The organism is Pseudooceanicola nanhaiensis DSM 18065, from assembly GCF_000688295.1.
Taxonomy (GTDB): Bacteria; Pseudomonadota; Alphaproteobacteria; order Rhodobacterales; family Rhodobacteraceae; genus Pseudooceanicola; species Pseudooceanicola nanhaiensis.
Genome location: NZ_JHZF01000013.1, coordinates 849,827 through 871,660, shown reverse-complemented (window position 1 = coordinate 871,660; position 21,834 = coordinate 849,827). Strand labels below are relative to the sequence as shown.

At 65.1% G+C, this 21,834-nt stretch carries 24 protein-coding genes; 4 read left to right on the top strand and 20 right to left on the bottom strand.

The window, feature by feature from the left end:
• Positions 1-111: 111 nt before the first annotated feature.
• From Q344_RS0114265 to Q344_RS25165, 4 genes are all read right to left on the bottom strand, one after another.
• Positions 112-1,191 (bottom strand): extracellular catalytic domain type 1 short-chain-length polyhydroxyalkanoate depolymerase, encoded by a 1,080-nt coding sequence (locus tag Q344_RS0114265; RefSeq protein WP_028287335.1) that lies wholly within the window; start codon positions 1,189-1,191, stop codon positions 112-114.
• 27 nt (positions 1,192-1,218) lie between these two features.
• Entirely contained in the window at positions 1,219-1,635 is a 417-nt protein-coding gene (locus Q344_RS0114260; RefSeq protein ID WP_028287334.1) for a CopG family transcriptional regulator, read from the bottom strand.
• 135 nt (positions 1,636-1,770) lie between these two features.
• Complete coding sequence (locus Q344_RS25170) at positions 1,771-2,136, bottom strand: response regulator (RefSeq protein WP_051630637.1); 366 nt, start codon at positions 2,134-2,136, stop codon at positions 1,771-1,773.
• A gap of 19 nt (positions 2,137-2,155) precedes the next feature.
• The gene (locus Q344_RS25165) at positions 2,156-3,583 is read right to left on the bottom strand and encodes a sensor histidine kinase (RefSeq protein ID WP_051630635.1); all 1,428 of its coding nucleotides are present in this window, start codon (positions 3,581-3,583) and stop codon (positions 2,156-2,158) included.
• 239 nt (positions 3,584-3,822) lie between these two features.
• Here Q344_RS25165 and Q344_RS0114245 point away from each other — a divergent pair, with 239 nt between their 5' ends.
• The gene (locus Q344_RS0114245) at positions 3,823-5,208 is read left to right on the top strand and encodes a sensor histidine kinase (protein ID WP_036539244.1); all 1,386 of its coding nucleotides are present in this window, start codon (positions 3,823-3,825) and stop codon (positions 5,206-5,208) included.
• A 76-nt stretch (positions 5,209-5,284) separates the two neighbouring features.
• On the opposite strand, the gene Q344_RS0114240 is transcribed toward Q344_RS0114245, so the two are convergent.
• The 5 genes from Q344_RS0114240 to Q344_RS0114220 all read right to left on the bottom strand — a co-directional run bounded on the left by Q344_RS0114240 (position 5,285) and on the right by Q344_RS0114220 (position 8,616).
• Positions 5,285-5,491 carry a hypothetical protein gene (locus Q344_RS0114240; protein WP_028287332.1) on the bottom strand — a complete coding sequence of 69 codons (207 nt, stop codon included), beginning with the start codon at positions 5,489-5,491 and terminating at the stop codon, positions 5,285-5,287.
• A 192-nt stretch (positions 5,492-5,683) separates the two neighbouring features.
• Positions 5,684-6,505, bottom strand: a complete 822-nt coding sequence (locus Q344_RS0114235; RefSeq protein ID WP_036539619.1) for a transglutaminase-like domain-containing protein — start codon at positions 6,503-6,505, stop codon at positions 5,684-5,686.
• 31 nt (positions 6,506-6,536) lie between these two features.
• Positions 6,537-7,016 carry a hypothetical protein gene (locus Q344_RS0114230; RefSeq protein ID WP_156954707.1) on the bottom strand — a complete coding sequence of 160 codons (480 nt, stop codon included), beginning with the start codon at positions 7,014-7,016 and terminating at the stop codon, positions 6,537-6,539.
• A 163-nt stretch (positions 7,017-7,179) separates the two neighbouring features.
• Entirely contained in the window at positions 7,180-7,524 is a 345-nt protein-coding gene (locus Q344_RS0114225; protein ID WP_028287329.1) for a hypothetical protein, read from the bottom strand.
• 357 nt (positions 7,525-7,881) lie between these two features.
• Entirely contained in the window at positions 7,882-8,616 is a 735-nt protein-coding gene (locus tag Q344_RS0114220) for a Crp/Fnr family transcriptional regulator (protein WP_028287328.1), read from the bottom strand.
• Between the two features lie 156 nt (positions 8,617-8,772).
• On the opposite strand from Q344_RS0114220, the gene Q344_RS24000 reads away from it, so the two are divergent.
• Both Q344_RS24000 and Q344_RS26710 read left to right on the top strand, forming a co-directional pair.
• Positions 8,773-9,021 (top strand): hypothetical protein, encoded by a 249-nt coding sequence (locus Q344_RS24000; protein WP_051630633.1) that lies wholly within the window; start codon positions 8,773-8,775, stop codon positions 9,019-9,021.
• A gap of 77 nt (positions 9,022-9,098) precedes the next feature.
• Positions 9,099-9,233, top strand: a complete 135-nt coding sequence (locus Q344_RS26710; RefSeq protein WP_268238638.1) for a hypothetical protein — start codon at positions 9,099-9,101, stop codon at positions 9,231-9,233.
• Positions 9,234-9,316: 83 nt separating this feature from the next.
• Here the strand turns inward: Q344_RS26710 and Q344_RS23995 are convergent, their stop codons facing one another.
• The 11 genes from Q344_RS23995 to Q344_RS23990 all read right to left on the bottom strand — a co-directional run bounded on the left by Q344_RS23995 (position 9,317) and on the right by Q344_RS23990 (position 20,412).
• A complete protein-coding gene (locus Q344_RS23995; RefSeq protein ID WP_036539614.1) occupies positions 9,317-10,237 on the bottom strand; it encodes a fatty acid desaturase in 921 nt (306 codons plus the stop codon).
• A gap of 172 nt (positions 10,238-10,409) precedes the next feature.
• A complete protein-coding gene (locus Q344_RS0114200; protein ID WP_028287327.1) occupies positions 10,410-10,616 on the bottom strand; it encodes a cold-shock protein in 207 nt (68 codons plus the stop codon).
• A 310-nt stretch (positions 10,617-10,926) separates the two neighbouring features.
• Entirely contained in the window at positions 10,927-12,204 is a 1,278-nt protein-coding gene (locus Q344_RS0114195; RefSeq protein ID WP_028287326.1) for a flavin-containing monooxygenase, read from the bottom strand.
• 1 nt (position 12,205) lies between these two features.
• Positions 12,206-13,222: an NAD-dependent epimerase/dehydratase family protein gene (locus Q344_RS0114190; protein WP_169739195.1), complete on the bottom strand. Its 1,017-nt coding sequence runs from the start codon at positions 13,220-13,222 to the stop codon at positions 12,206-12,208.
• Between the two features lie 89 nt (positions 13,223-13,311).
• Complete coding sequence (locus Q344_RS0114185) at positions 13,312-14,292, bottom strand: branched-chain amino acid ABC transporter permease (RefSeq protein ID WP_028287324.1); 981 nt, start codon at positions 14,290-14,292, stop codon at positions 13,312-13,314.
• Positions 14,292-15,179, bottom strand: coding sequence for a branched-chain amino acid ABC transporter permease (locus tag Q344_RS0114180; RefSeq protein ID WP_028287323.1), 888 nt, complete (start codon positions 15,177-15,179; stop codon positions 14,292-14,294). Before Q344_RS0114180 ends, Q344_RS0114185 begins: the two co-directional genes overlap by 1 nt.
• A 63-nt stretch (positions 15,180-15,242) precedes the next feature.
• Entirely contained in the window at positions 15,243-16,442 is a 1,200-nt protein-coding gene (locus Q344_RS0114175) for an ABC transporter substrate-binding protein (RefSeq protein WP_211249926.1), read from the bottom strand.
• A 52-nt stretch (positions 16,443-16,494) separates the two neighbouring features.
• On the bottom strand, positions 16,495-17,241 hold the full coding sequence (locus Q344_RS0114170) for an ABC transporter ATP-binding protein (RefSeq protein ID WP_036539242.1): 747 nt from the start codon (positions 17,239-17,241) through the stop codon (positions 16,495-16,497).
• A complete protein-coding gene (locus Q344_RS0114165; protein ID WP_028287320.1) occupies positions 17,234-17,983 on the bottom strand; it encodes an ABC transporter ATP-binding protein in 750 nt (249 codons plus the stop codon). Before Q344_RS0114165 ends, Q344_RS0114170 begins: the two co-directional genes overlap by 8 nt.
• 183 nt (positions 17,984-18,166) lie before the next feature.
• Positions 18,167-18,811 (bottom strand): TetR/AcrR family transcriptional regulator, encoded by a 645-nt coding sequence (locus Q344_RS0114160; RefSeq protein ID WP_051630631.1) that lies wholly within the window; start codon positions 18,809-18,811, stop codon positions 18,167-18,169.
• A gap of 8 nt (positions 18,812-18,819) precedes the next feature.
• On the bottom strand, positions 18,820-20,412 hold the full coding sequence (locus Q344_RS23990) for an AMP-binding protein (RefSeq protein WP_036539240.1): 1,593 nt from the start codon (positions 20,410-20,412) through the stop codon (positions 18,820-18,822).
• A 475-nt stretch (positions 20,413-20,887) separates the two neighbouring features.
• Between Q344_RS23990 and Q344_RS0114150 the strand changes: the two genes are divergently transcribed.
• Positions 20,888-21,808: a restriction endonuclease gene (locus Q344_RS0114150; protein ID WP_028287318.1), complete on the top strand. Its 921-nt coding sequence runs from the start codon at positions 20,888-20,890 to the stop codon at positions 21,806-21,808.
• Positions 21,809-21,834 lie beyond the last annotated feature (26 nt).

The following is a 21,834-nucleotide window of genomic DNA, read 5'->3' as shown; positions in this document are numbered from 1 at the left end:
GCGACCAGACAATGAGTCAGGCCCCCCGGAATGCGAACAGCGGCCAGGCAACCCCCCTGCCATCGCCGCTGTCCGTGTCTTTCAGGACCCCCGATCGCTCCCGCCGCCGATCTATCCGGCGGAGGGGCTGAAGAAGAAGCGGACCATCTCGGCGCTCGCGTCGGGACCCTTCGGATCGGTATAGCTGCCTGCGGACTGCCCGCCGCTCCAGGCGTGGCCCAGACCCTCGATCACCCAGTGTTCGACCGCTTCCGCGCCGGCGTCGTCGTAGGTCGTGTGACGTCGGTAGCTGCGTCCGCCCGTGGTGCCGGTGGTCTCGGTCTGAAGGCTCTGCGACGGACCTCCCTCCAGCGCCTGCCGGACGATCCGCTCGCCGTTCGACGGGTGAACCGTGCCATCTGCGTCGCCGTGGAAGACGATCGCCCGCATCGCCTTGGTGCGCGGGGCGCTTTCGCCCCCGCGTCCGGCCATCGCCCCGAAGGCCGAGGCCACGTCCTTCGCCGCCCCGGCCGGCAGGCCGGAATGGGCGCCGACGGCCCGGAACAGGTCCGGATAGGTGCCGCCGAGGATGACGGCCATCGCCGCCCCCGCCGAGAGGCCGGCCACGAAGACCCTGTCCTCGGGAATCGCATGGCGCGCGACGACCTCGCGCGTCAGGCCGGCGATGATCGCGGGCTCGCCGCGGTCGCGCTTCTGGTCGCCGCGGCTGAACCAGTTCCAGCAGGACTGGGCGTTGTCGCCGCGCGATTGCCGCGGATAGACCACGACGAAGCGATGTTCCTCGGCGAGGGCGTTCATGCCGGTCCCGGCGGCGAAATCCTCGGGCGTCTGGGTGCAGCCGTGGAGCATCACGACGAGGCCGGTGAGCCCGTCCCGTGCCGAGGCGGGCACATAGGTGCGATAGCGGCGCGTCCCCGCTTGGCAGGTGAAGCTCTCGTCCTCGAAGAGCGCGCCGTCGGGAAGGTTGACGCGCTCCGCCGTCTGCCCCTGGGGCTGGAGGCGGGCCATCAGACCGGAGAGCGTTCCGGACAGGGTGTCGCTTGCCGCCCCTGCGGGCAGGCCCGAGACCGGCGCGGCGGTCAGTCCGTGCTGGGCGAGGGTGCGGGTCACGAGGTCGTTGGCGGAGGCAAGCTGCGCGGCGCGCGACTGGCCCTTCACCGGGCGCCATGCGCCGGCGTTGAAGGTGTTCATCTGTTCCGTTCCTTGTGAGAGCCGCCGCTAGAGAATGCGGTCGGCGAGAGCCTCCCTGATGTCCGCGGACGCCTGGAGGCTGCCGAGAACGGTGATCGAGCCGATGGTCGCCCGCGCGAGATCGGGCGTGACGTCCGGGGCGATGCGCGCGAGGCCCACCACCTTGATATGCAGGACCTCGCCCGCCGCACGAAGCTGCTCGAGCTCCGCCCGGTGGAAATCCCTGAGGCCGAGCTCCATGGTATGGCGCTCGATGGAGCGGTCGACGGCCTCTCCATGCGTGTCGAGTTGCCTGCGGATCGCCGTGCGGATGAAATCGCTGCGGTTCGAATAGAACCCCTCCCTCACGAGCAGGTCGATGCGACCGAGGTCGACGAAGCCGAGGTTTATCGTGATCTTCTCGTTCTCGGGCTGCTTGTCCCTGAGCTGTCTTACCTCGGCCATCTTCCAATCTCCATCCGCATGGATGGTATATGGATGTTAAAGAGATGGATGCAAGGGGCGACGACCGTTTCTCGCCCTCCAATGGCAAGAAGGTCCGGGCGTGTCGGTGATGAAGGTGAAGAGACTATGCCGCCGTCAAACAGCGCTGCGCGAGGCGCAGGCCCCCGCGAAGACCTGACGCAGTTCCTCGGGGAACAGAGGTTTCGAGAGCATCGCCAGCGGCCGGATCGCCGCCATGTCCGCTTCGGTCACCTGGTGCAGGCTTCCGCTCACGATGATGGAGGGGATCTGCATCTCCTCCCGCAGCACGAGAGCCACGTCCTGTCCCCGGCTGCCGTCTGCAAGCTGGAGGTCGACGATCGCGACATCGGGGCGGGTCCTGCGGGAGGTCTCGATCGCGGCCTTCGCGGTTGCGGCCAGACCGACGACCGCGTGCCCCATGTCCATGATCTGCGCCTCGAGATCGAGCGCGATGAAGACGTTGTCCTCGACGATGAGCACCCTCAGCGAGGGCGCTCCGTCATTCGGGGAAGACGATGCAGGTTCGCCAGCCATTTGCCGTGCCTTCCTCGATCGTGCCGCCCAATTGCGACGCCATACCCGAAATCAGGCGCTTTCCGAGACCCGACGACGAGTCGGTTACCGGTGAACGAACAGCATCCGCGCCTGTTCCATTATCCGAGACGACAAGGGCGATCATGCCGGGACCGTGATGCCCGAGGCTGACGCGCACCATGCCCTCGCCCTCCCAGTTCGCGTGCTTGAAGGAGTTGGTGACCAGCTCGTTCACGGCGAGCGACAGCGTGACGGCCTTGTCCGTCCGCAGGCGGAGCGGCTCCGCTTCGAGTTCTATCCGGACGTTCCGCCCCTCGCTCGAGAGGGAATTCCGCAGATGCGCGCAGAGCCGCGTCAGATAGCGGTCGAACTGGACCGAGCTGACGTCCGCGTCCTCGTAGAGCGAGGCATGGATCGCCGAGACCGCGTGGACCCTGGCCGTCGCCGCGAGGAGAGACTGGCGGGCTTCCGGGTTCGCCGATCTCGAAGCCTCGAGGTTCAGGATGCTCGTCACCATCTGGAGCGAGTTCTTCACCCGGTGGTTCACCTCGGCGATCAGCAGATCCCGCGCCTCGACCGCTTCGCGCAGGTTCGCCTCGTTCTCGCGTATCTCGGTGACGTCGATCACGATGCCGACGATCCGGACGTCCCGCGTATCGGGATCGCGCACCGACTCGCCGCGACCGATCAGCCAACGGACGGATCCATCCGGCAGCACGATGCGGAAATCGAGCTGGAGGTCGGAGCCGATGGTGCGCGCCACCCGCTCCAGCTCCGTCATCACCATCTGGAAATCGTCGGGATGGAGGCGGTCGTAGAAAGGCTGAACCTCCGCGCTGATCTCGTTCAGGTCGAACCCGAACAGGGCATCGACCTGCGAGGAGCGGACCAGGGTCCGCGCCCCGGGATCGAGCTCGAAATAGCTCAGGTCAGCCCCGCGCATCGCCGCCCGCCGTTTCGCGGCCTCGGCCCTGTCGCCGAGCACGGCCCGCGTGACGTCCTCCGCGGTGTGGATCACGTGCGTCACCCGCCCCGGCGCGTCAGGGTCGGCGAAGATCGGAGAGTTCAGGATGCGCCAGTACCGCGTATCGTAGCGGCCGTCGGCCTCAAGCACGTCATGGTGGCGCAGCGGCATTTCCTGCGCCTCGCCCGTGGCGACCACGGCATCCGCCGAGGCCTGCAACTCGGCCTCCGCATTCGCATCCGGGTCGTCGGGATTGGCGGGGAAAGCCTCGAAAACGCGCAGGCCGATCAGATCCTCGGGCCGGCGGTTCAGCAGGGTGCAGTAGCGCCGGTTCGCCGCCACGATCCGCAGGTCCGGCGTGAAGACCAGCTGCGCTGTCGGTGCGGCATCGAAAATCACGCCGGGATCGATCCGGCTGGCGTCAAACATGGCACATTCCCTGATGTGACAACCGTGTCGCGGGACGCGGCCTGATGGGGCGGATTTGCAGACACGGTTGCCGTTTCGACCCGGGTCGCCGGCGCGTATCGCAGATGCGGCGATCCCATCACGAACCGCGCGTCCCTGCAAACCCGTATCGAACCTTCCCCGGTTTGTGTAGGCTGCCTGTAGTCAGGGCGCCACCATGGGATTCGCCTGCGCCGGAGAGCTTCGCCATCAACATCGACATGTTGCGCCTGATCGACCCTGCCGAAATCGTCGCCAGCCTGCGCGAGAGCCTTCTGGTCCTCACCGAGGACCTCGTCGTCGAATATGCGAACGACCGCTTCCTGCGCAGCTTCGACGTGACGGCGGAAGACACGCTCGGCACAAGGCTCGCCGCGCTCGGCAACGGTCAGTGGAACATCCCCTCCCTGCTGGCCGAGCTCGACCGGATCGTCTCCGACGGCGACGAGGTCGAGGATTTCGAGGTCGACCACGTCTTCGAGAAGATCGGCCGCCGCGTGATGCGGCTGAACGCGCGCAAGACCGTGCGGCCCGGCAACGGCTCCCGCCGCATCCTCCTGGTCATCGAGGACGTGACCGCCGAAAGCGACGCCGCGACCGCGCTCGAACGCGAGCGCCTCCTTTCCGGCAGCATCGTCGACACGCTCCGCGAACCGCTTCTCGTGCTGGATCAAAGCCTCACCGTCATTTCGGCAAGCCGCTCCTTCTACGCGACCTTCGAGGTCGATCCCGCCGCGACGATCGGCCATCGGCTTGGCGACCTCGGCAACGGGCAATGGGCGATACCCCAGCTCCTCGAGCTTCTGACGGAGGTGGTGCCGCGGAACACGATCGTCGAGGATTTCGAGGTCCGCCACAGCTTCCCCGGGATCGGCGAGAGGATCATCCTGCTCAACGCGCGCAAGGTCTTCCGGGAGGGCAACCACACCCACACGCTGCTGCTCGCGATGCAGGACGTGACCCGGCAATGGCACCTGGAACGTGAGCGGGAGGCGGCACTGAAACATGCCGCCCAGCTTCTGGAAGAGCTGAACCACCGCGTCATGAACAGCCTCTCGATGATCGGCAGCATCATCTCGCTGGAAGCGCGCGACCTGACCGACGCGGCCTGCAAGGCCGCCTTCGCGCGGATGCGGGCACGGATCGACGCCATCGCCAACCTCTACCGCGGCCTGACGCGGACCCGTTCCGTCGACACGGTGACGGCCCATTCCTACCTGACGGCGCTGGTGCAAAACGTCATCGCGTCCTCCAACTCCGGTGACAGGCTCGACATCGAATTCGACATCCCCGACACCCCGCTCTCGACACGGATCGCCGTTCCGCTCGGCCTGATCGTGAACGAGTGGGTCACGAACAGCCTGAAATACGCCTACAAGGGGCGATCGGACGGTCGCCTCGGCGTCACCCTGACGGTGGAGGGCGGGACCATGTCCGTCTCCGTCTGGGACGACGGGCCGGGGATCGACCCGAACGCGCGGGTGGATTCCGGCCTGGGGCAGAAGCTGACCGACGCCTTCGCCGCCGAGCTCGACGGTCGGATGGAGGTCAGCAGCAGCGCGACCGGCACGCGGCACACGCTTGTTCTGCCCCTGGAGGTCAGCTGAGATTTCTCAGCTGGACGAATGGAACGTGGGGCCCCGGGGAACGGACTGCGGCAGCGCGGGCAGTCCCCGGGCCCGTTCAGTCGCGTTTGCGATCCAACCGGGACCAGGGTTTCCGGCGCTCGGACCCGATCGGGCCGAAGGCTTCGTCGAAGATGGATCCTCGCTGGACCGGGCTCTTCGTGCCGGCCGCGGAACCGGTCTTCGCGACAGCTTTCTTCGCGGGGCTTTTCCGCACAGCCGTGTCATCGACAGAGGGGCGGCCTTCAATCTGCTTCTTGGTCATTTCTACTTCCGTTCATTTGATCTTGGCTCCCCATCGTCATCCGCAGATGCGCGGGGGAGGCGGTTTCCGGGCGCGTTCACCCAAGCGTCGGAGGATCCTTCGTGGCGGCCACGAATGGATTTTCCTGTCGTCCATGGGCTGGACCACGGCGCCCTTTTCCTGTGTCAGCGTTCGATGTCGATCCGACGTCTCCTACCGCGAAGTCGCGCCGGAGATGGCCTCGGTCCAGACCTTGAAGTCCGTGAGCGTGTTCGGCCCGAACGTCTGGGTCAACGGCACATCCGCCGCGTCGCGCCCCCGGGCGATGAGTATCCTCGCGTAGCGCCGTGCGTTGTTGCGCGGATCGAAGGCCCACCACTGGTTGTCCAGGTAGACCTCCATCCAGGCGGCGAAGTCGCCCGGCGGATGTGGAAGGGGCTCACCTATGTCGCTCAGGTAGCCGGTGCAGTAGCGCGCCGGAATGTTCATGCAGCGGCAGAAGGCGATCCCGAGATGGGTGAAGTCGCGGCAGACGCCGGTTCCCCCCGCCAGCGTCTGGGACGCCGTCCGGGTCGCGTCGGCCTGCATGTAGTCGAAACGGACAGCGCCGTGGACGTAATCGCAGATCGCCTGGACCCGTTCCCAACCCTGCGGAGTGGTCTCGAAGAGACTCCAGGCTTGCTCGGACAGCAGGTCCGTGTCGCAGTACCGGCTTCCCAGGAGGTAGACGAGCGTGTCATGCGGCAGGCGCTCGACCGCGTGCTGCATGGCGCCCGGCGAGATCGGGTCCGGCAGACCCTGGTCCCGGAAGATGCCGTCCGTGGACAGGGTGAAATCGCCCGGAGGCGCGATCATGCGCGTGCACCAGTTGCCGAACCCGTCGCGGTAGCTGTCGAGCGTCACGCTGGGCGATGTCACGAGGTAATCCGCCCGCTCGAGGTCTCCGAAGCGCGAGTAATGGACATTGAGCGTCGCGATCAGCGGCGTCGGCTGGGTCAGCTTGTACCGGAGGCGGCACCCGATGCTCACGCGCATCGGCTTCTCCACGAAGGGCTGGTTCATCTGGTCATCTCCCGAGCACACATTGCCCATTGGCGAGCTGGAAGCTCTGGTCGCAGCGCCACGCGTTGCCCGAGCGGTCGAGATGGGCGTTCTCCGGCAGTTCGATGACGACGCATCTGTCGTTCCTGGGCTCGAAGCCGCGTTCGCAACGCCAGCCCGTTTCCGAGGGCTCCTCGGTCAGGAAGGCATGTTCCGGCACCTCGATCAGGACACAGGCCGAGTGGACCTGCCGGTAGCCGCGTTCGCATTCCCAGCCGTAGCCGGAGGCGTGCAGGAAGGCATTCTCGGGGACCGGTATCGCCTGGCAGGCGCCGCCGACCTCCCGGTATCCGTGGCGGCAGGCCCAGCCAGACCCGTAGGACTTGCCTGTGGCAAAGGCGTTCTCCGGGATTTCGGTATGGATGCAGTCGTCCCCCTGCACCTGGTAGCCGACGTCACAATCCCAGCCTGAACCATAGCGCCGCTCGGTGGCGTTTTCAGGCAAGGCTCCCGAGCCATCCTGGGCCAGGACCGGACCGCAGACGCCGGCAATGAGGCCGGCGACCGCCAGCAACCCTGCCGCCGGCCGCGCGCGGGGGCCGGTCGAAGCCGTGTCGTCGCGTCCCCACGCGGAAGGCTGTCTCATCCATGGCATGACGCGGCAGGGCTCAGAGGTTCAGTTCCGCAAGGCAGGCCTGCGCGATGTCGCGATCCGGAGCCTCGGCGCCCGGCACGGTGGCCCAGCCGGCATCCATCACGGCGTCGCGTCGCTTGTAGCTCGACGCGTCGCGGATGGTGGTCATCTTCGCGTCCCGGTTCGGATCGGACCGGGCGTTGTCGAGGCAGACCGGGACCAGCGCAGCCACGACGTCGTCACGCGACATGTTCATCGCACGGTCATGGGCGGTGCCGCCGGTGACCCAGCCGCCCCAGGTGAAGCCGATGATGCCGACGGCAACGGCGCCGATGAGAGCACCATAGATGCCCGGCTTGAGCCATTCGGGAGAAGTCATCTGATATCTTTCTGCGGAAGGTCGTCCGCCAGTTCCTGCAATTGCGCGACTTCGGTTGAGGTGTGAGCCTCGATCGGTCGGGATACCCCGTGTCTATCGCTCGGGCCGCCGTCCTGTGCTGACCTATGTTAGTCATCCCGCACGCCACGGCGGAAATGGCGCGACGGCAGCGGTCCCGGTCGAGGGGACTGATCTCGGTTAGCCCGCCCGCCGAGGGGCGATGCTAAGCCGGATCGCGTCCAACAGGTTTTCGAGACGCATCATTTCAGAAAGTACGAAGCGCAGGTGGAGTGCAGATCGTCAGAACCCTGCTTTCCTCTTGCGCTTCGCATTTGTCCCCGCACCCTGCTGCGGGCCTCATTTCAGCAGAGGGCCGCTCTGATCGAGATAGGCCGGATCGAACTCCGCGAAATCGACGAGCCCCTGATGGTCATGAAAGGTCACACGGCCATTGCGGAAGGTGACCAGCCCGCGCTCGCGCAACAACCGCAGGACGCGGTTGACGTGGATCGCGCTCAGCCCGAGTGCGTCGGCCAGGTGGTACTGGGTCAGCGGACAGTCGTAACCTTCCTTGCTGCCGATCCCGACGAGGGCAAGCCGGGCGCCCATCTCCAGAAGAAAATGCGCCATGCGTGCGTCCGCGTCGCGCCGACCGACCCCGACCAGGTGCTCCACCACCAGGGCCTCGTCGCGGGACGCCGCCCAGAGCACGGCCGTCGCGAGCCGGGGCGTGCTCGTGAAGGCCTCGAGCAGGTCGCTGGCGAGAACCTCGGCGGCCTGGATCTCGTTGACCGGTTCGAAGCTGTGATCGGACGTCCGAAGCAACAGGCCCCGCAGGCCGAGGAAATCCCCGGGGATCTGGAAATCGACGATCTGACGCGTGCCGTCACGCTGGATCTTGTACGAGCAGACCCAGCCCGAGGCGAGGATGTAGGCCGCCTGCTTCGACTGGCCCTGCTGCACCAGATCGCGGCCCGGGACGAACCTCCTCCGGCGCTGGTGCAACCTGTCCAGCACCGCCAGTTCCTCGGCGGACAGGGCGACAAAGGCCGATAACTTCCGGGTCAGCGGGCTGAGGTCGATGGCGGTCACGAAGCCGGCCGCAGCAACGCGGCACCTTCAGGGCGAGGACAATCGGCGCGGACACTGCTTTGCATCAGTTCACCCTACAACAATCCCGGCCAGTGTCCTGCAATGAAACACGTCGGTCCTCATTAATCGACACCGGTCAGCTTTTGGGAGAGCCCGATGTCCATGCAATCCGACAATGCCGGGAAGGCCGCTCTCTCGATCTGCGAAGCGCTGCTGCTGGCCCTCGGCGACAGGGGCGTGCTTTCGGCAAGCGAGATCGCGGGCCTGCTCGATGACGCCGCGGCGAGCCACGAAAGCGCGTCCGAAACAGAAACGGCGGCGCATCGCGACGTGGCGGTGCTGATCCGGGGCATGATCCCGGCTGAACCGCGCGGCGGAGGCGGGCAAGACGCCGGCGGGGCGTGACCTCTCCCGCGCGCGTCTGCGAGACCGGACCCTGCCCGCCGGCAGGGCCGCACGACCCACCCCGAAAGGAACGGACCATGTCCAAAGGCGACAAACGGCGCGGCAACCGCGAGACCAAGAAGCCCAAGCAGAAGAAGGAAAAGGTCCTCGCGACCGCCGATTACGCGAAAGGGAAACCCGAGCTGAACATCGGCACTCAGAAGAAGCGGTAGAGGCCCCGATCCGGGGCGATCCGCACCGAAGCGGGCCCGTCAGGGCAGCACGGTCAGCAGAAATGCCGATCCTGCTGTCCTGATCATGCCGGCAGCTTCCGGGCCTCCCGGAAGGATACGAGGCGGCGACCGGTCTCGTCCCAGAGCGCGAGCCTCGCGCAGCCGAGACTTTCGCGGATCGTGATGCGCCCGACCTCCCTGAACTCGCCGTGGTCCCGAAGAACCTCGGGCAGCCGATAGAACGGTATCCGGCTTGCGAGATGATGGATGTGGTGGGCCCCGATGTTTGCCGTGATCCAGGTCAGGACCGGTGGCAGCACGTAGTAGGACGAGCCGTGAAACGCCGCGTCCTGCACAGTCCATTCCCTGTCCTGCTCCCAGGACGTCTCCTCGAACTGGTGCTGGACGTAGAAGAGCCAGGTGCCGGCGATGGACGCGAGCACCATCATCGGCAGGTAGACGAAGACCAGGACCGGGATGCCCCCCAGAAGATAGAGCGACCCGAGCAGAGCGAGGATCGCCGCGTCGGTGCCGAGCGCGCTCTTCCACTCGCCGCGGCGGGCGTTGAGCGGATTCGGCGGGACACGATTCCAGATCAGGAAATTGAACGGCGCGATGACACCGAACAGGATCAGCGGGCTCCGCAGAAGCCTGTATCCGGCCCGCGCCGCAAGGGATCTCGCGCGATATTCCGCGATTGTCAGCGTGGGGATATCCCCGGTCCCGCGATGATCGAGGTTGCCGGTGGTCGCGTGATGCAGCGCGTGGTTCTGTTTCCACATGTCGAAGGGCGTCAGCGTCAGAACACCGAGAAGGCGCCCGCACCAGCCGTTCCAGAACCGGGACTCGAAGAAGGCGCCGTGCCCGCAGTCATGCTGAATCACGAAGAGCCGGATGACAAAGGCCGCGTTGATCAGCGACAAGCCAACCGCAAGCCAGGGGCTGATCGCAACGGACCACCACGAGACGGCAAAGATGACGAAGAAGGGGAGTGCCGTGACCACCAACTCGAAACGGCTGCGCGACGGGAACGGGGTCCGGTAGGCTGCGAGGCGTCGCGTCCACGACTGCGCCGCATCGGACGCTGCGGCCCGATCGGCCTCCGTCGGCCGAGGGTCAGACTGTCGGGGAGGTTGGTGCGCCGGGCGCCCGTCAGGGCACCCGGCAAAGCTCGGCTCAGGCGAGCGCGAGATTGGTCGCGCTCTCGCGGTTGTCGCGGCCCGATTCGATGTCGAAGGTGACTTTCTGAGCATCGGCAAGGCCGGTCAGACCAGCGCGCTCGACGGCCGAGATGTGGACGAAGATGTCACGTCCGCCGCTCTCGGGCTCGATGAAGCCAAAACCTTTGGATGCGTTGAACCATTTCACGGTGCCATTGGCCATATCCGTGTTCTCCTGTTCTAGTGCTGCCCGCAATATGCGGCAGCCCGGCAATGTCAGACTGAGTGATCGACTGAAGCCGGGTGAACGGAGGCAGAGGGTCGCAGAAAAACGGTCGCATCCCTCATGTGGGGCATTCCGGGTCGGGAATCAAGTGGTAGCTTTCGGAATGTGGTCCCCCCACGAGGAAAAGGCTGCGCCGAGACAGGACGCGGTCCGGAACAGCCGAAACCTTCGCATCGTGAGCGGCCCTGTCGCACGGATCGGCGGACCGCCGAGGTTCCCCTTCCCCCGGACGGCCGACGGGCGCGATCTACCATCCGGCGTCGGAACGCAACTGTTTCGCATACGCGCGGAAATCGACTTCCAGAGTGTATCTCGCCGAGTCGAGGTAGGTGCGCTTCTGATCCTCGAGGTGTTCCAGGATCTCCTTTTCCATGTCCTGCGGTGCCGGCAGCTCGAACGCGCCCGACAGAAGGGCTGCAATCCATTTGCCCTGCAGCTCGACGAGCGGGATGGTGGGCCCGACGGGCTGGACCAGGCCGGCAAAAATCAGGCCCGGATGAGCTGGTGGCACCATGCGGCGATAGAGCCTGCCTGCATCCCTGTCCGGGTCGAAAACGTCAGGCGAGAGAAACGGAAAGCTGATGCTGTATCCGGTCGCGTAGATGATCGCGTCATAATCGGCCTCGGTCCCATCGGTGAATGCGACGGCATGCCTGCGCAGTTCGGAGACGTCCGGCTTGATGTCGATGTAGCCGTGGCCGATGTAGGGCAGGAGTTCCTGGCTCAAGGTCGCATGTTCGCGCCACATCGGGTGCTCGGGCCGCGGCAGGCCGAAGCGGCGCTGGTCTCCCACGCCAAGGCGGATGAGCCGAGACATGATCCAACGCGACCAGACGACCGGCAACCCGAGGCGGCGCACCAGGAAACCCGACCATTGGTCTATCGGGATCCCCATCAGGTACTTCGGCATGATCCACGCGCTTCGGCGGGTCGAGACGGTGACGTGCTCCGCGCGCCGCGCGATGTCGACGGCAATGTCGACCGCAGAGTTCCCCAACCCCACCACGAGCACCCGCTTGCCCTCGTAGGGCGCGGCGGTCCGGTAGTGATGAGAGTGAATGACATGGCCATCGAAATGTCCCGGGAAGTCGGGCATCCGCGGGTCCCACAGGTGGCCGTTGGCGCAGACGACACTGGCATAGTCGCGGCTTTCGCCATTCGCCAGCGTGACGCGCCAGCGCTGGCCGTCGGGCTCCACCCTGTCCACCCGCGTCCCGAATGTGACCAGCTCCCGGAGTCCGTTGGCGTCCGCATAGGCCTCGAGGTGGCGCAGGAACTGGGCGTGGCTCAGGAAATCCGGCAGGGACGGATCGATCGGGAAGTCCGAGTAGCCGAGGTTCGGTCGAGAGGTGTCGATGTGCAGCGAGGCGTAACACGAACTCTGGCCGTTGTCGTTCTCGTATCGCCACATGCCGCCGATGTCGCTGCCCTTCTCGAACATGTCGAAGGCCAGCCCCTTGTCGCGCAGCGCCTTGGCGACGGTCACGCCGGAGGAGCCGGCGCCGATGATGCAGATGTCGGCCATGTCAGTCCCTGTTCGCGAGGTAATCGGCAATGATCGCGTCGAAATCGGCGTCGGGCCCGATCCCGAGCTGCGGTGCGACGGACGAGACGAAGCGCCGGGGCCATCCTGCGACAATCGCGGACAGGGCCGGCTCCGGGGCGAAGGTGATCTGCCCGCGCCCGCCCATCCGATCGACCGACGCCTGCATGTCCGCCCCCGTCACGGTGAGGGCCGGCAGGTTGAAGGCCCGCTTCGCGGGCAGGCGATCTGCGGGCACGTCATGCAAGAGGACGAGCCCCTCGATGACCTTGCCCACCGAAACCACCGGCACGGGCATGTCGGAAGGCAGCGGCGCGACAATGTCGTGGCCGTTCATCGGCTCACGCGCGATGGCGGCCACCCGATCCGAAACGGCGGATTGCGGCGCGCCGGAGCGGATGAGGACAATCGGCAGGCGCAGGGAGCGCCCGTCTATCCTGCCGTGACGCGAATAATCCGCGATCAGCAGTTCGTTGATCGCCTTGTGGATGCCGTAGGTCGTGGTTGGCACGGGATTCAGATCGTCCCCCACCTCGTCCGGCAGGCTGCCACCGAAGATCGCGATCGACGAGGTGAAGACCACCTTCGGCCGGTTGCGTGCCCCATCGATCAGTCGGCGCAGGGAGTCGACGTTGACCGCATAGGCCTGGGCCGGGTCCTGTTCGGCCTGCAGTGTCAGGAAGGACGCGAGATGGAAGATGGTGTCGAAACCCTCTGCCGCGAGGCTTGCGACGAAGTCCGGTGACGAGAGATCGCCCTGGCGGCGCTCCATCCCGAGGCCATGGGCGGGCGGCAGGACCGCGGGCGCAATATCGGCAAGGCAGATGCGCTCGATGGGACGCCGTCGCCCGTCACTCCCGGTCAACTGGCCCGCGGCAACCAGTGCGCGGGCGAGCCGCTGGCCCAGGAACCCCGCCCCGCCCGTGATCAGAACCCGGCTCACGCCCGGACTCCTGGCAAATTGAGTTTCATCACGCCTCTCCTCTCCCTCGAAAAACATACTCATGAGTAGGTTTTTTCGTCAAGCAGAAGAAAACCCGGCCGATCGGACCGGGTTTCCAGAATGCGCGAAGTCGGTCGCCCGATGTATCAGAGCGGTTTTTTCAGGATCCGCGACAGGACGCCGATGATGCCTTCGCGGAAGAGCAGAACGCCCACCACGAAGATGCAGCCCTGGATCACCGTGACCCAGGCCCCGAGATAGGCGAGGTAGTTCTGCATCGTGACCACGACGGCCGCGCCCACGATCGGTCCCAGCACCGTGCCCATGCCGCCGAGCAGGGTCATCAGCACCACCTCGCCCGACATGGTCCAGTGGACGTCGGTCAGCGAGGCGAGGTGGAAGACCTGGCTCTTGGTCGCGCCCGCAAGTCCCGCGAAGGTGGCCGACAGCACGAAGACCATCAGCTTGTAACGGTTCACCCTGTAGCCGAGCGACACGGCGCGCGGCTCGTTCTCGCGGATCGACTTCAGCACCTGGCCGAAGGGCGAATGGGTGATGCGGTAGATGAACAGGATCCCGCCGTAGGTGATCGCGAGGACGAAGAAGTAGAAGGTCAGGTCGTCGCTCATCGGGAACATGCCCAGAAGGTCGTTCCGCGGCACCGACTGGATCCCGTCCTCGCCGCCGGTGAACTCGGCCTGCAGGGCGAAGAAATAGACCATCTGCGCGAAGGCGAGAGTGACCATCGCGAAGTAGATGCCCTGCCGACGGATGGCGAGAGAGCCGATCACGAGCCCGAGGAGGGCCGCGGTGGCGGTGCCGGCAAGGATCGCCAGCTCGGGCGTGAGGCCCCAGACCTTCGCGGCATGGGCGCAGACATAGCTCGCCATCCCGAAATAGGCCGCGTGACCGAAGCTCAGCAGGCCGCCGAACCCCAGCAGCAGGTTGAAGGCGCAGGCAAAGAGCGCGAAGCACAACACCTTCATGGCGAAGACGGGATAGACCATGAACGGCAGGGCAAGCAGGACGCCCAGCAGAAGGACGAAGATGATCTTCTGATGCCGCGGCATGCCGACCGTGTGCGTCATGGCGGGAAGCGCGACCTTGGTGTTCTCGGATGTGGACATCAGGCGGTATTCCCAAACAGGCCTTCGGGCTTGATCATCAGCACGATGGCCATGATCACGAAGATGACGACGGCGGAGCCTTCGGGGTAGAAGACGCGGGTCAGACCCTCGATGATGCCCAGGCCGAAGCCGGTGAGGATCGCCCCCATGATCGAGCCCATGCCGCCGATCACCACCACGGCGAAGACGACGATGATCAGGTCCGCCCCCATGTTCGGGTTGACCGAGTAGATCGGCGCCGCGAGCACGCCCGCGAAGGCCGCGAGGCCGACGCCGAAGCCGTAGGTCAGCGTGATCATCCGCGGCACGTTGATGCCGAAGGCGCCGACCAGTTCGGGGTTCTCGGTCGCGGCGCGCAGGTAGGACCCGAGGCGGGTCTTCTCGATCATGAACCAGGTGCCGAAGCAGACGATGACCGAGGCGACGATGACCCAGCCCCGGTAATTCGGCAGGAACATGAAGCCGAGGTTCTGACCGCCCTGCAGCGCCGGTGGAATGGCATAAGGCAGGCCGCTCACCCCGTAGTAGTTGCGGAACAGACCCTGGATGATCAGCGCCAGACCGAAGGTCAGCAACAGGCCGTAGAGGTGATCCAGCTTGTAGAGCCTCGAGATCATCGTCCGCTCGAGCACGATCCCGATGGCGCCCACGACGAGGGGTGCGAGGATCAGGGCGGGCCAGTACCCGATGCCGAGATAGTTCAGCAGCATCCAGGATACGAAGGCCCCCATCATGTATTGCGCCCCATGGGCGAAGTTGATGATGTTCAGCAGGCCGAAGATCACCGCCAGTCCCAGTGACAGCACGGCGTAGAACGACCCGTTGATCAGCCCGATCAGCAGCTGTCCCATGAGAACCTGAGGCGGAATGCCCAGAAGTTCGAACATGCGTCTCCCCCTAACGTCGATGGTCCAGGGCGCGGCAGCCGCACTGCCGCGCCCCCGGTTCGATTACTCTGCCAGCGCGAAGGCGCAGCCGCCGTCTTCCATCGGCAGGAAGGCATCCTCGCCCGAGATCGTGGAAACCTGTTTCAGCAGGTCCCATTCGCCGGTCGATTCATCCGGCGCCTTCACTTCCATGAGGTACATGTCGTGGATCACCCGGCCGTCCTTGCGGATGTAGCCCTTGCCGAACAGCGCGTCGTCGGTCTCCATCTCCTTCATCTTGGCGACGATGGCCTCGGAATCGTTGCTGCCGACGGCTTCGACCGCCTTGAGGTAGTGCAGCGTGCCGGCATAGACGCCCGCCTGGACCATCGACGGCGGTGCGCCGACCTCGGCCTGGAAGCGCTCGCTGAACTCACGCGTGCCGTCGTTCTGGTCCCAGTAGAAGGCGGTGGTCATCTGCAGGCCCTGCGCGGTCTCGGCGCCCAGCGAATGCACGTTGTTGATGAACAGCAGCAGCCCGGCCAGCTTCTGGCCCGCCTGCACGATGCCGAATTCCGCCGCCTGCTTGATCGAGTTCACGGTATCCGCGCCGGCGTTGGCCAGCCCGATCACCTTCGCGCCCGAGGCCTGGGCCTGGAGCAGGAAGGACGAGAAGTCGGTGCCCGGGAACGGGTGCGCGACGGAGCCCAGCACCTCGCCGCCATTGGCCTCGACGACCGCGGTCGTGTCGCGCTCGAGCGCATGGCCGAAGGCGTAGTCGGCGGTCAGGAAGAACCAGGTGTCGCCGCCGGCCTCGGTCACCGCCTTGCCCGTGCCATTGGCCAGCGCGGCGGTGTCATAGGTCCAGTGGATCGTCGTCGGCTGGCAGTTGGCCCGCGTCAGGTCGGACGTCGCCGCGCCCGAGTTGATGAAGATCTTGTTGAACTCGGCCGTCACGTCCGCCACGGCCAGCGCGGTGGACGAGGTCGGCACGTCGAGGATCACGTCGACATTGTCCTGGTCGTACCACTGCCGCGCGATGTTCGAGGCGATGTCGGGCTTGTTCTGGTGGTCGGCCGAGATGATCTCGACGTTGATCCCCTTGGCCTCGGCGTCGAAATCCTCGACCGCCATGCGGGCCGCGACGACCGAGCCCTGCCCGGACAGGTCCGCGTAGACGCCGGACTGGTCGTTCAGCACGCCCAGCTTCACGTCCGTGGCCAGGGCCGGGGTCGCCGCTGCGAGTGCCGTGGCGGCCACGGTCGTCCATGCCAATCTTTTCATCATTCTTATCTCCTCCCAAAGTGGCGCGGCCCATCCGCGCCGGTTCGATCCGTCACACGCCCAGATAGGCGTGGAGCTTGTCGATATTCGCGTCCAGCGCGTGGTTCGGGATCATGTCCACCACCCTGCCCTGTTCGACGACGTAATGCCGGTCCGCGACCGAGGCCGCGAAACGGAAGTTCTGCTCCACCAGCACGATCGTGAACCCCGCCTCCTTGAGGGCCTGGATCGTGCGGCCGATCTGCTGCACGATGACCGGGGCAAGGCCCTCGGTCGGCTCGTCGAGCAGCAGGAATTTCGACCCGGTGCGCAGGATGCGGGCGATGGCCAGCATCTGCTGCTCTCCGCCCGAAAGCTTGGTGCCTTGGCTGCGGCGACGTTCCTTCAGGTTCGGAAACAGCTCGAAGATGCGCTCGGTCGACAGCCCGCCCTCGGCCAGCTTCGGCGGCAGGTGCAGGTTCTCCTCGACCGAGAGCGACGAGAAGATGCCGCGCTCCTCGGGGCAGATCGCGATCCCCATCCGGGCGATGTGGCGCGCCTGCAGGGCAATCGTCTCCTTCCCGGCCAGCTTCACCGAACCGCGACGCTTGTCGAGCAGCCCCATGATCGCCTTGATCGTCGTGGTCTTGCCTGCGCCGTTGCGCCCCAGGAGCGTCACGACCTCGCCTTCCCGGACGTGGAATTCGATCCCGTGCAGGACATGGCTTTCGCCGTACCAGCCCTCGAGCCCCTGCACCTCGAGCAGCGCATCGGTCGAGGTGCGTTCGGACTGCGGTTGCATGGTTGTCGCGTCAGTCATGCCCGGCTCCGATATAGGCGTCGATCACATCGGGCGATTTCGACACGGTGTCATAATCCCCCTCTGCCAGGACCTCGCCCCGGGCCAGCACCGTGATCCGGTCCGAGAGGTCGGCAACGACCGAGAGGTTGTGTTCGACCATCAGGATCGTCCGCCCCTCGCTGATCCGCTTGATCAGGGCCGAGATGCGGTCCACGTCGGCCTGCGCCATCCCGGCCATGGGCTCGTCGAGCAGCAGCATCTCGGGCTCGAGCGCCAGCGTCGTCGCGATCTCGAGAGCGCGTTTGCGGCCGTAGGACAGCTCTGCGGCGCGGTGGTTCAGGAAGTCGCCGAGCCCGACGCTTTCGACATAGCCGCGCGCCTCTTCGTCGTATTGCGCGAGCACGACCTCGGAGCGCCAGAAATCATAGGAGTCGCCGCGTCGCCGCTGCATCGCGATGCGGACGTTCTCGAGCACCGTGAGGTCATCGAAGACCGCCGAGATCTGGAACGACCGCACAAGGCCAAGCCGCGCGATGTCGGCGGCGGACATCGAAGTGATGTCACGTCCGTCGTAGGTGATCGTGCCGCGCGTCGGCTGAAGGAACTTGGTCAGCAGGTTGAAACAGGTTGTCTTGCCCGCGCCATTCGGGCCGATCAGGGCGTGGATGGTACCGCGTTCGACCGTAAGGTCGACATTGTTCACGGCAACGAACCCCTTGAACTCCTTCGTCAGGCCGGATGCCTGCAGCATCGCGCTCATGCCGACGACCTGGGCATGGCTCGTCCGTGCAATTCAGATGTCACTCGCCGACCTCCTCCCAAGGGTCAAAAGCATACTTGAAAGTATGTTTCCCCCACGGTATGCACCGTTCTTTTGCTTGTCAATTCGCGTGCTGCCAAAGATCAGCCAACGCGAATGAATCGTCTGTCCACCGCCAGTGGATCAATCACGTGGACGCAGGCCCTCGATCAGCGGATCGACGAGTTTTTGCGCCAGTCCGGCGCGGGTTCGCGCGGTGTCGCCCTTGGCCGGCCGGTACCAGTAGAGCGTCCACTGCAGCGCCCCGAGGATGACCTTCGCCGTCACGGCCACGTCGACGTCGCGCAGGGAGCCGTCGTCGATCGCACGACGGATCGCCTGCTTGAAATGCCACTCGAAGGTGTCCCGGCTGTCGATCAGGTCCTGCACTGCAACCTTGTGCTCGGGCGTGGCCCCGTCGAACCTGTGCATGTGCACGCCCTGGGCCACGACGTTTTCGAAAGTGTGGTGCTCCAGCATGGCCTGGGCATGGGCCAGGCACATCGCCTCGAGCACCGTCAGCCCGTCGCCGGGGACGGCCATGGCCGGCGCCAGCGCCGTGAAGAGCCGGTCCATGCCTTCGCGATGGACGTCGAAGAAGAGGTCCGTCTTGGACGCGTAGTAGTGGTAGATTCGGCCTTTCGTGCACCCCAGCCGCGCGGCCACGTCATCGACCGTGGTAGACTGGTAGCCGTGGCGCATGAAGCACTCCGCCGCCGCCGCGATGATCTCGTCCTTGCGCCAGCCCTTCTTCCTGCGCGCCAGGGACTTGCCGGGACCCTCCGTCATGGATCACCTCAACCCGCGCCGCGCAGGACCGCCGCATGGTCCACCGTGTCCGGCGTGATGCCCTCTGACCGCATGACGTGCTTCTGCACCTTGCCCGAGGCAGTCTTTGGCAGGTCAGCCATGACGCGCAGATAGCGTGGAACCATGAACTTCGGCAGCCGTCCGGCAAGATCGGCGATCACCTCCCCGGGGTCGATGGTCCGGCCCTCGATCGGGGTCACGCAGATCAGCACCTCGTCCTCGCCATGTTCGCTGGGCACCGCCACGGCGGCACATTCCCGGACATCCGGGTGGAGGAGCACCTCGCCTTCGAGCGCGAAGGACGAAATGTTCTCACCTCGGCGCCGGATGACATCCTTCAGGCGATCGACGAAATAGAACCGTCCGTCCTGATCCCGGCGGAAGCTGTCGCCCGTGTGGAACCACCCGTTGCGCATCGCCTCGGCCGTGGCCGCGGGGTTGTTGTGGTACCCCTTCATCATTGCCCAGGGACGTGAGGAGCGCACCACCAGCTCACCCACCTCGCCGCGCGGCAGCTCGATGTCGTTCTCGTCCACCACCCGGCATTCCCACCACTCCCGCGGTGTCCCTGCCAGCCCCTTCTCGGTGATCCCGGGCCCCGCATGCAGCGGGCTGGCGATCTCGGTCATGTTGTAGATCGTCCAGACCTCCGTGCCGAAACGGTCCGCGAACGCGGGACCATCTTCCCCGAACGGCACGATGAACACCTTGCGCAGCATGTGATCGCGATCTGCCGGGGTCGCCGGTGCCTTCAGAAGGAAACTCGCCATCACGCCGAGCAGGAGGCAGTAGGTGCTGCCGGTTTCCCGGACAGCGTCCCAGAACTGGTCCGTCTTGAACTCCGCCATCATCCCGATGGACAGCCCCCGCGCCAGCATGGCGTAGACATAGAGTGTCGATCCGCAGTGGAAGATCGGCCCGCAGATCATGCACCGGTCATCGTCGCGGACATCGTCGAAGGCATCCGGCCCCATGGTATAGAGCTGGGTGTACGACGACAGGACCCCCTTCGCGTTCCCCGTCGTCCCCGATGTATACATGATCGCTTGCGTGTCCCACGGCTGGATCGGCTGACCCAGCTCCGGCAGGTCCCCGTCGTCCGGCGGGTCGACCAGCGTGCGGCACGAGAGGCCCGGCAGGCTCGGCTGCAGCCCTTCTCCACGCAGCAGGACCGTCTCGACCGATCCCGCGGGGACGTCGGCGAGACGCGCAGCGAGATCGGGCCGCGCCACGATCACCCGGGCACCGGCATCCGCGAGCACATGCGCCAATGGCCGCCCGAGCAGCGCGGTGTTGAGCGGGACATAGATCCCGCCGAGGTAGTTGATCGCGAACCATGTCACCAGCAGGTCCGGTCCATTGCCCAGGAAGGTGAGAACGGGGTCGCCCCGCCCCACTCCGGCGACCGCCAACGCTGCAGCCCTCCGCCGCACACGATCGCGCAATTGGGCATAGGTCCAGGTTTCGCCGCCGTGAAACGCCACGAAAGGGGCATCCGGCTGCGCCTTCGCGTGCTTGTCGACAAGGTTCCGCAGAACCGCCCGGTCGCGGTCGAGAGCCGCGCACGTAGTCTCGATCATGGGTCACTCCTCCCCGAAACATACTGACGAGAATGTTGCCCCTCGTCCAGCGGTCGTCATGGAAACGGGTTCCCGAGCGCACAGCGAGGCCGCACCTTCGACGCGGGCCATTCCGAGCATTGCCTGGAATTCGACTTCCGGCAGATGCTGCCGTTCGCAGACGACGCAGCGGATGACCGGGATCCGTCCACCCTATCGGGACGTCGCGGTCGGCCCATTCCGGACCTTGATCGATGCCCTTGATGCTACGTTGCGGCCCATCGAAGCCGCCGCTCGTTGCGGGAATAGTGTCAGCACCCAGACTGAGGCCGCTAGAGGATGCATTGGCAAATAGCGATAATTGGTCACACTCACTGACCAAACTCGGAAAGCAGGTGCAGACTGGGTTGTGTTGGGTACCGCTTTGCACATCCGCGGTTTATTCGCGTCGCTTGCCGCCGTAAGATGCACACAAAGAATTTTGAGATGAGCCAGTATGATCCCTGACTACCAGTCGCTTATGCGCCCAGTATTGGAGTGCGCTCGAAACGAGCCACGCAAAATTTCCGACGTGGTCGAAGAGATTTCGGACCGCCTCGAATTGACCGAACAAGAGCGCCAGCAGATGCTGCCAAGCGGAAAGCAGACGACGATTGCAAACCGCGTTCATTGGGCACGCTCGTATATGAAACAGGCGGGATTGCTGCGAAACATCCGGCGCGGCTGGTATGAGTTAACAGATCGCGGGGAGTCGATATTGGACGACCCAACTATTTCGCTAGACGCTAAATATCTGGAGAAATTCGAAGAGTTTCAAGAGTTCAAATTACGCGGCAAAGGGAATGACGAAGAAACAGTCGTCCAGGTGGAAACCGAAATCCCCGCCAATACACCCGACGAAAATTTGCAGTCGGCGCATAAGAAATTGGATGCGGCCCTTGCCGCAAACCTGCTCGATTATGTGCGTTCGGCGTCGCCTATTTTCTTCGAGAATTTGATTGTGGACCTACTTATTGCAATGGGATACGGCGGCACGTCGGAGGATGCAGGGCGCGCGCTCGGCCAATCGGGCGACAACGGTGTGGACGGTGTCATTGACCAAGACCCACTTGGAGTTGACCAAATCTATCTTCAAGCGAAGCGTTACGGTCCCGCGAACAGCGTTGGTCCCGGAGATATTCGCGACTTCTACGGCGCTTTGAGCATCAAGAAGGCAACGAAGGGCATCTTCGTGACCACGTCGCACTTCACGGGCTCGGCGGAACAGACAGCCAAGGATTTGGGATCGCGTATCGTGCTTATCGACGGCCCGCAACTCGCTAAGCTGATGATCAAGTACAATATCGGGTGCCGCGACAAAGATGTGCTGCATATCAAGCAGATTGACGAGGGTTACTTCGACGAGGCGGCTGACTGACATATGAACGAGAGAAAAGAGACACT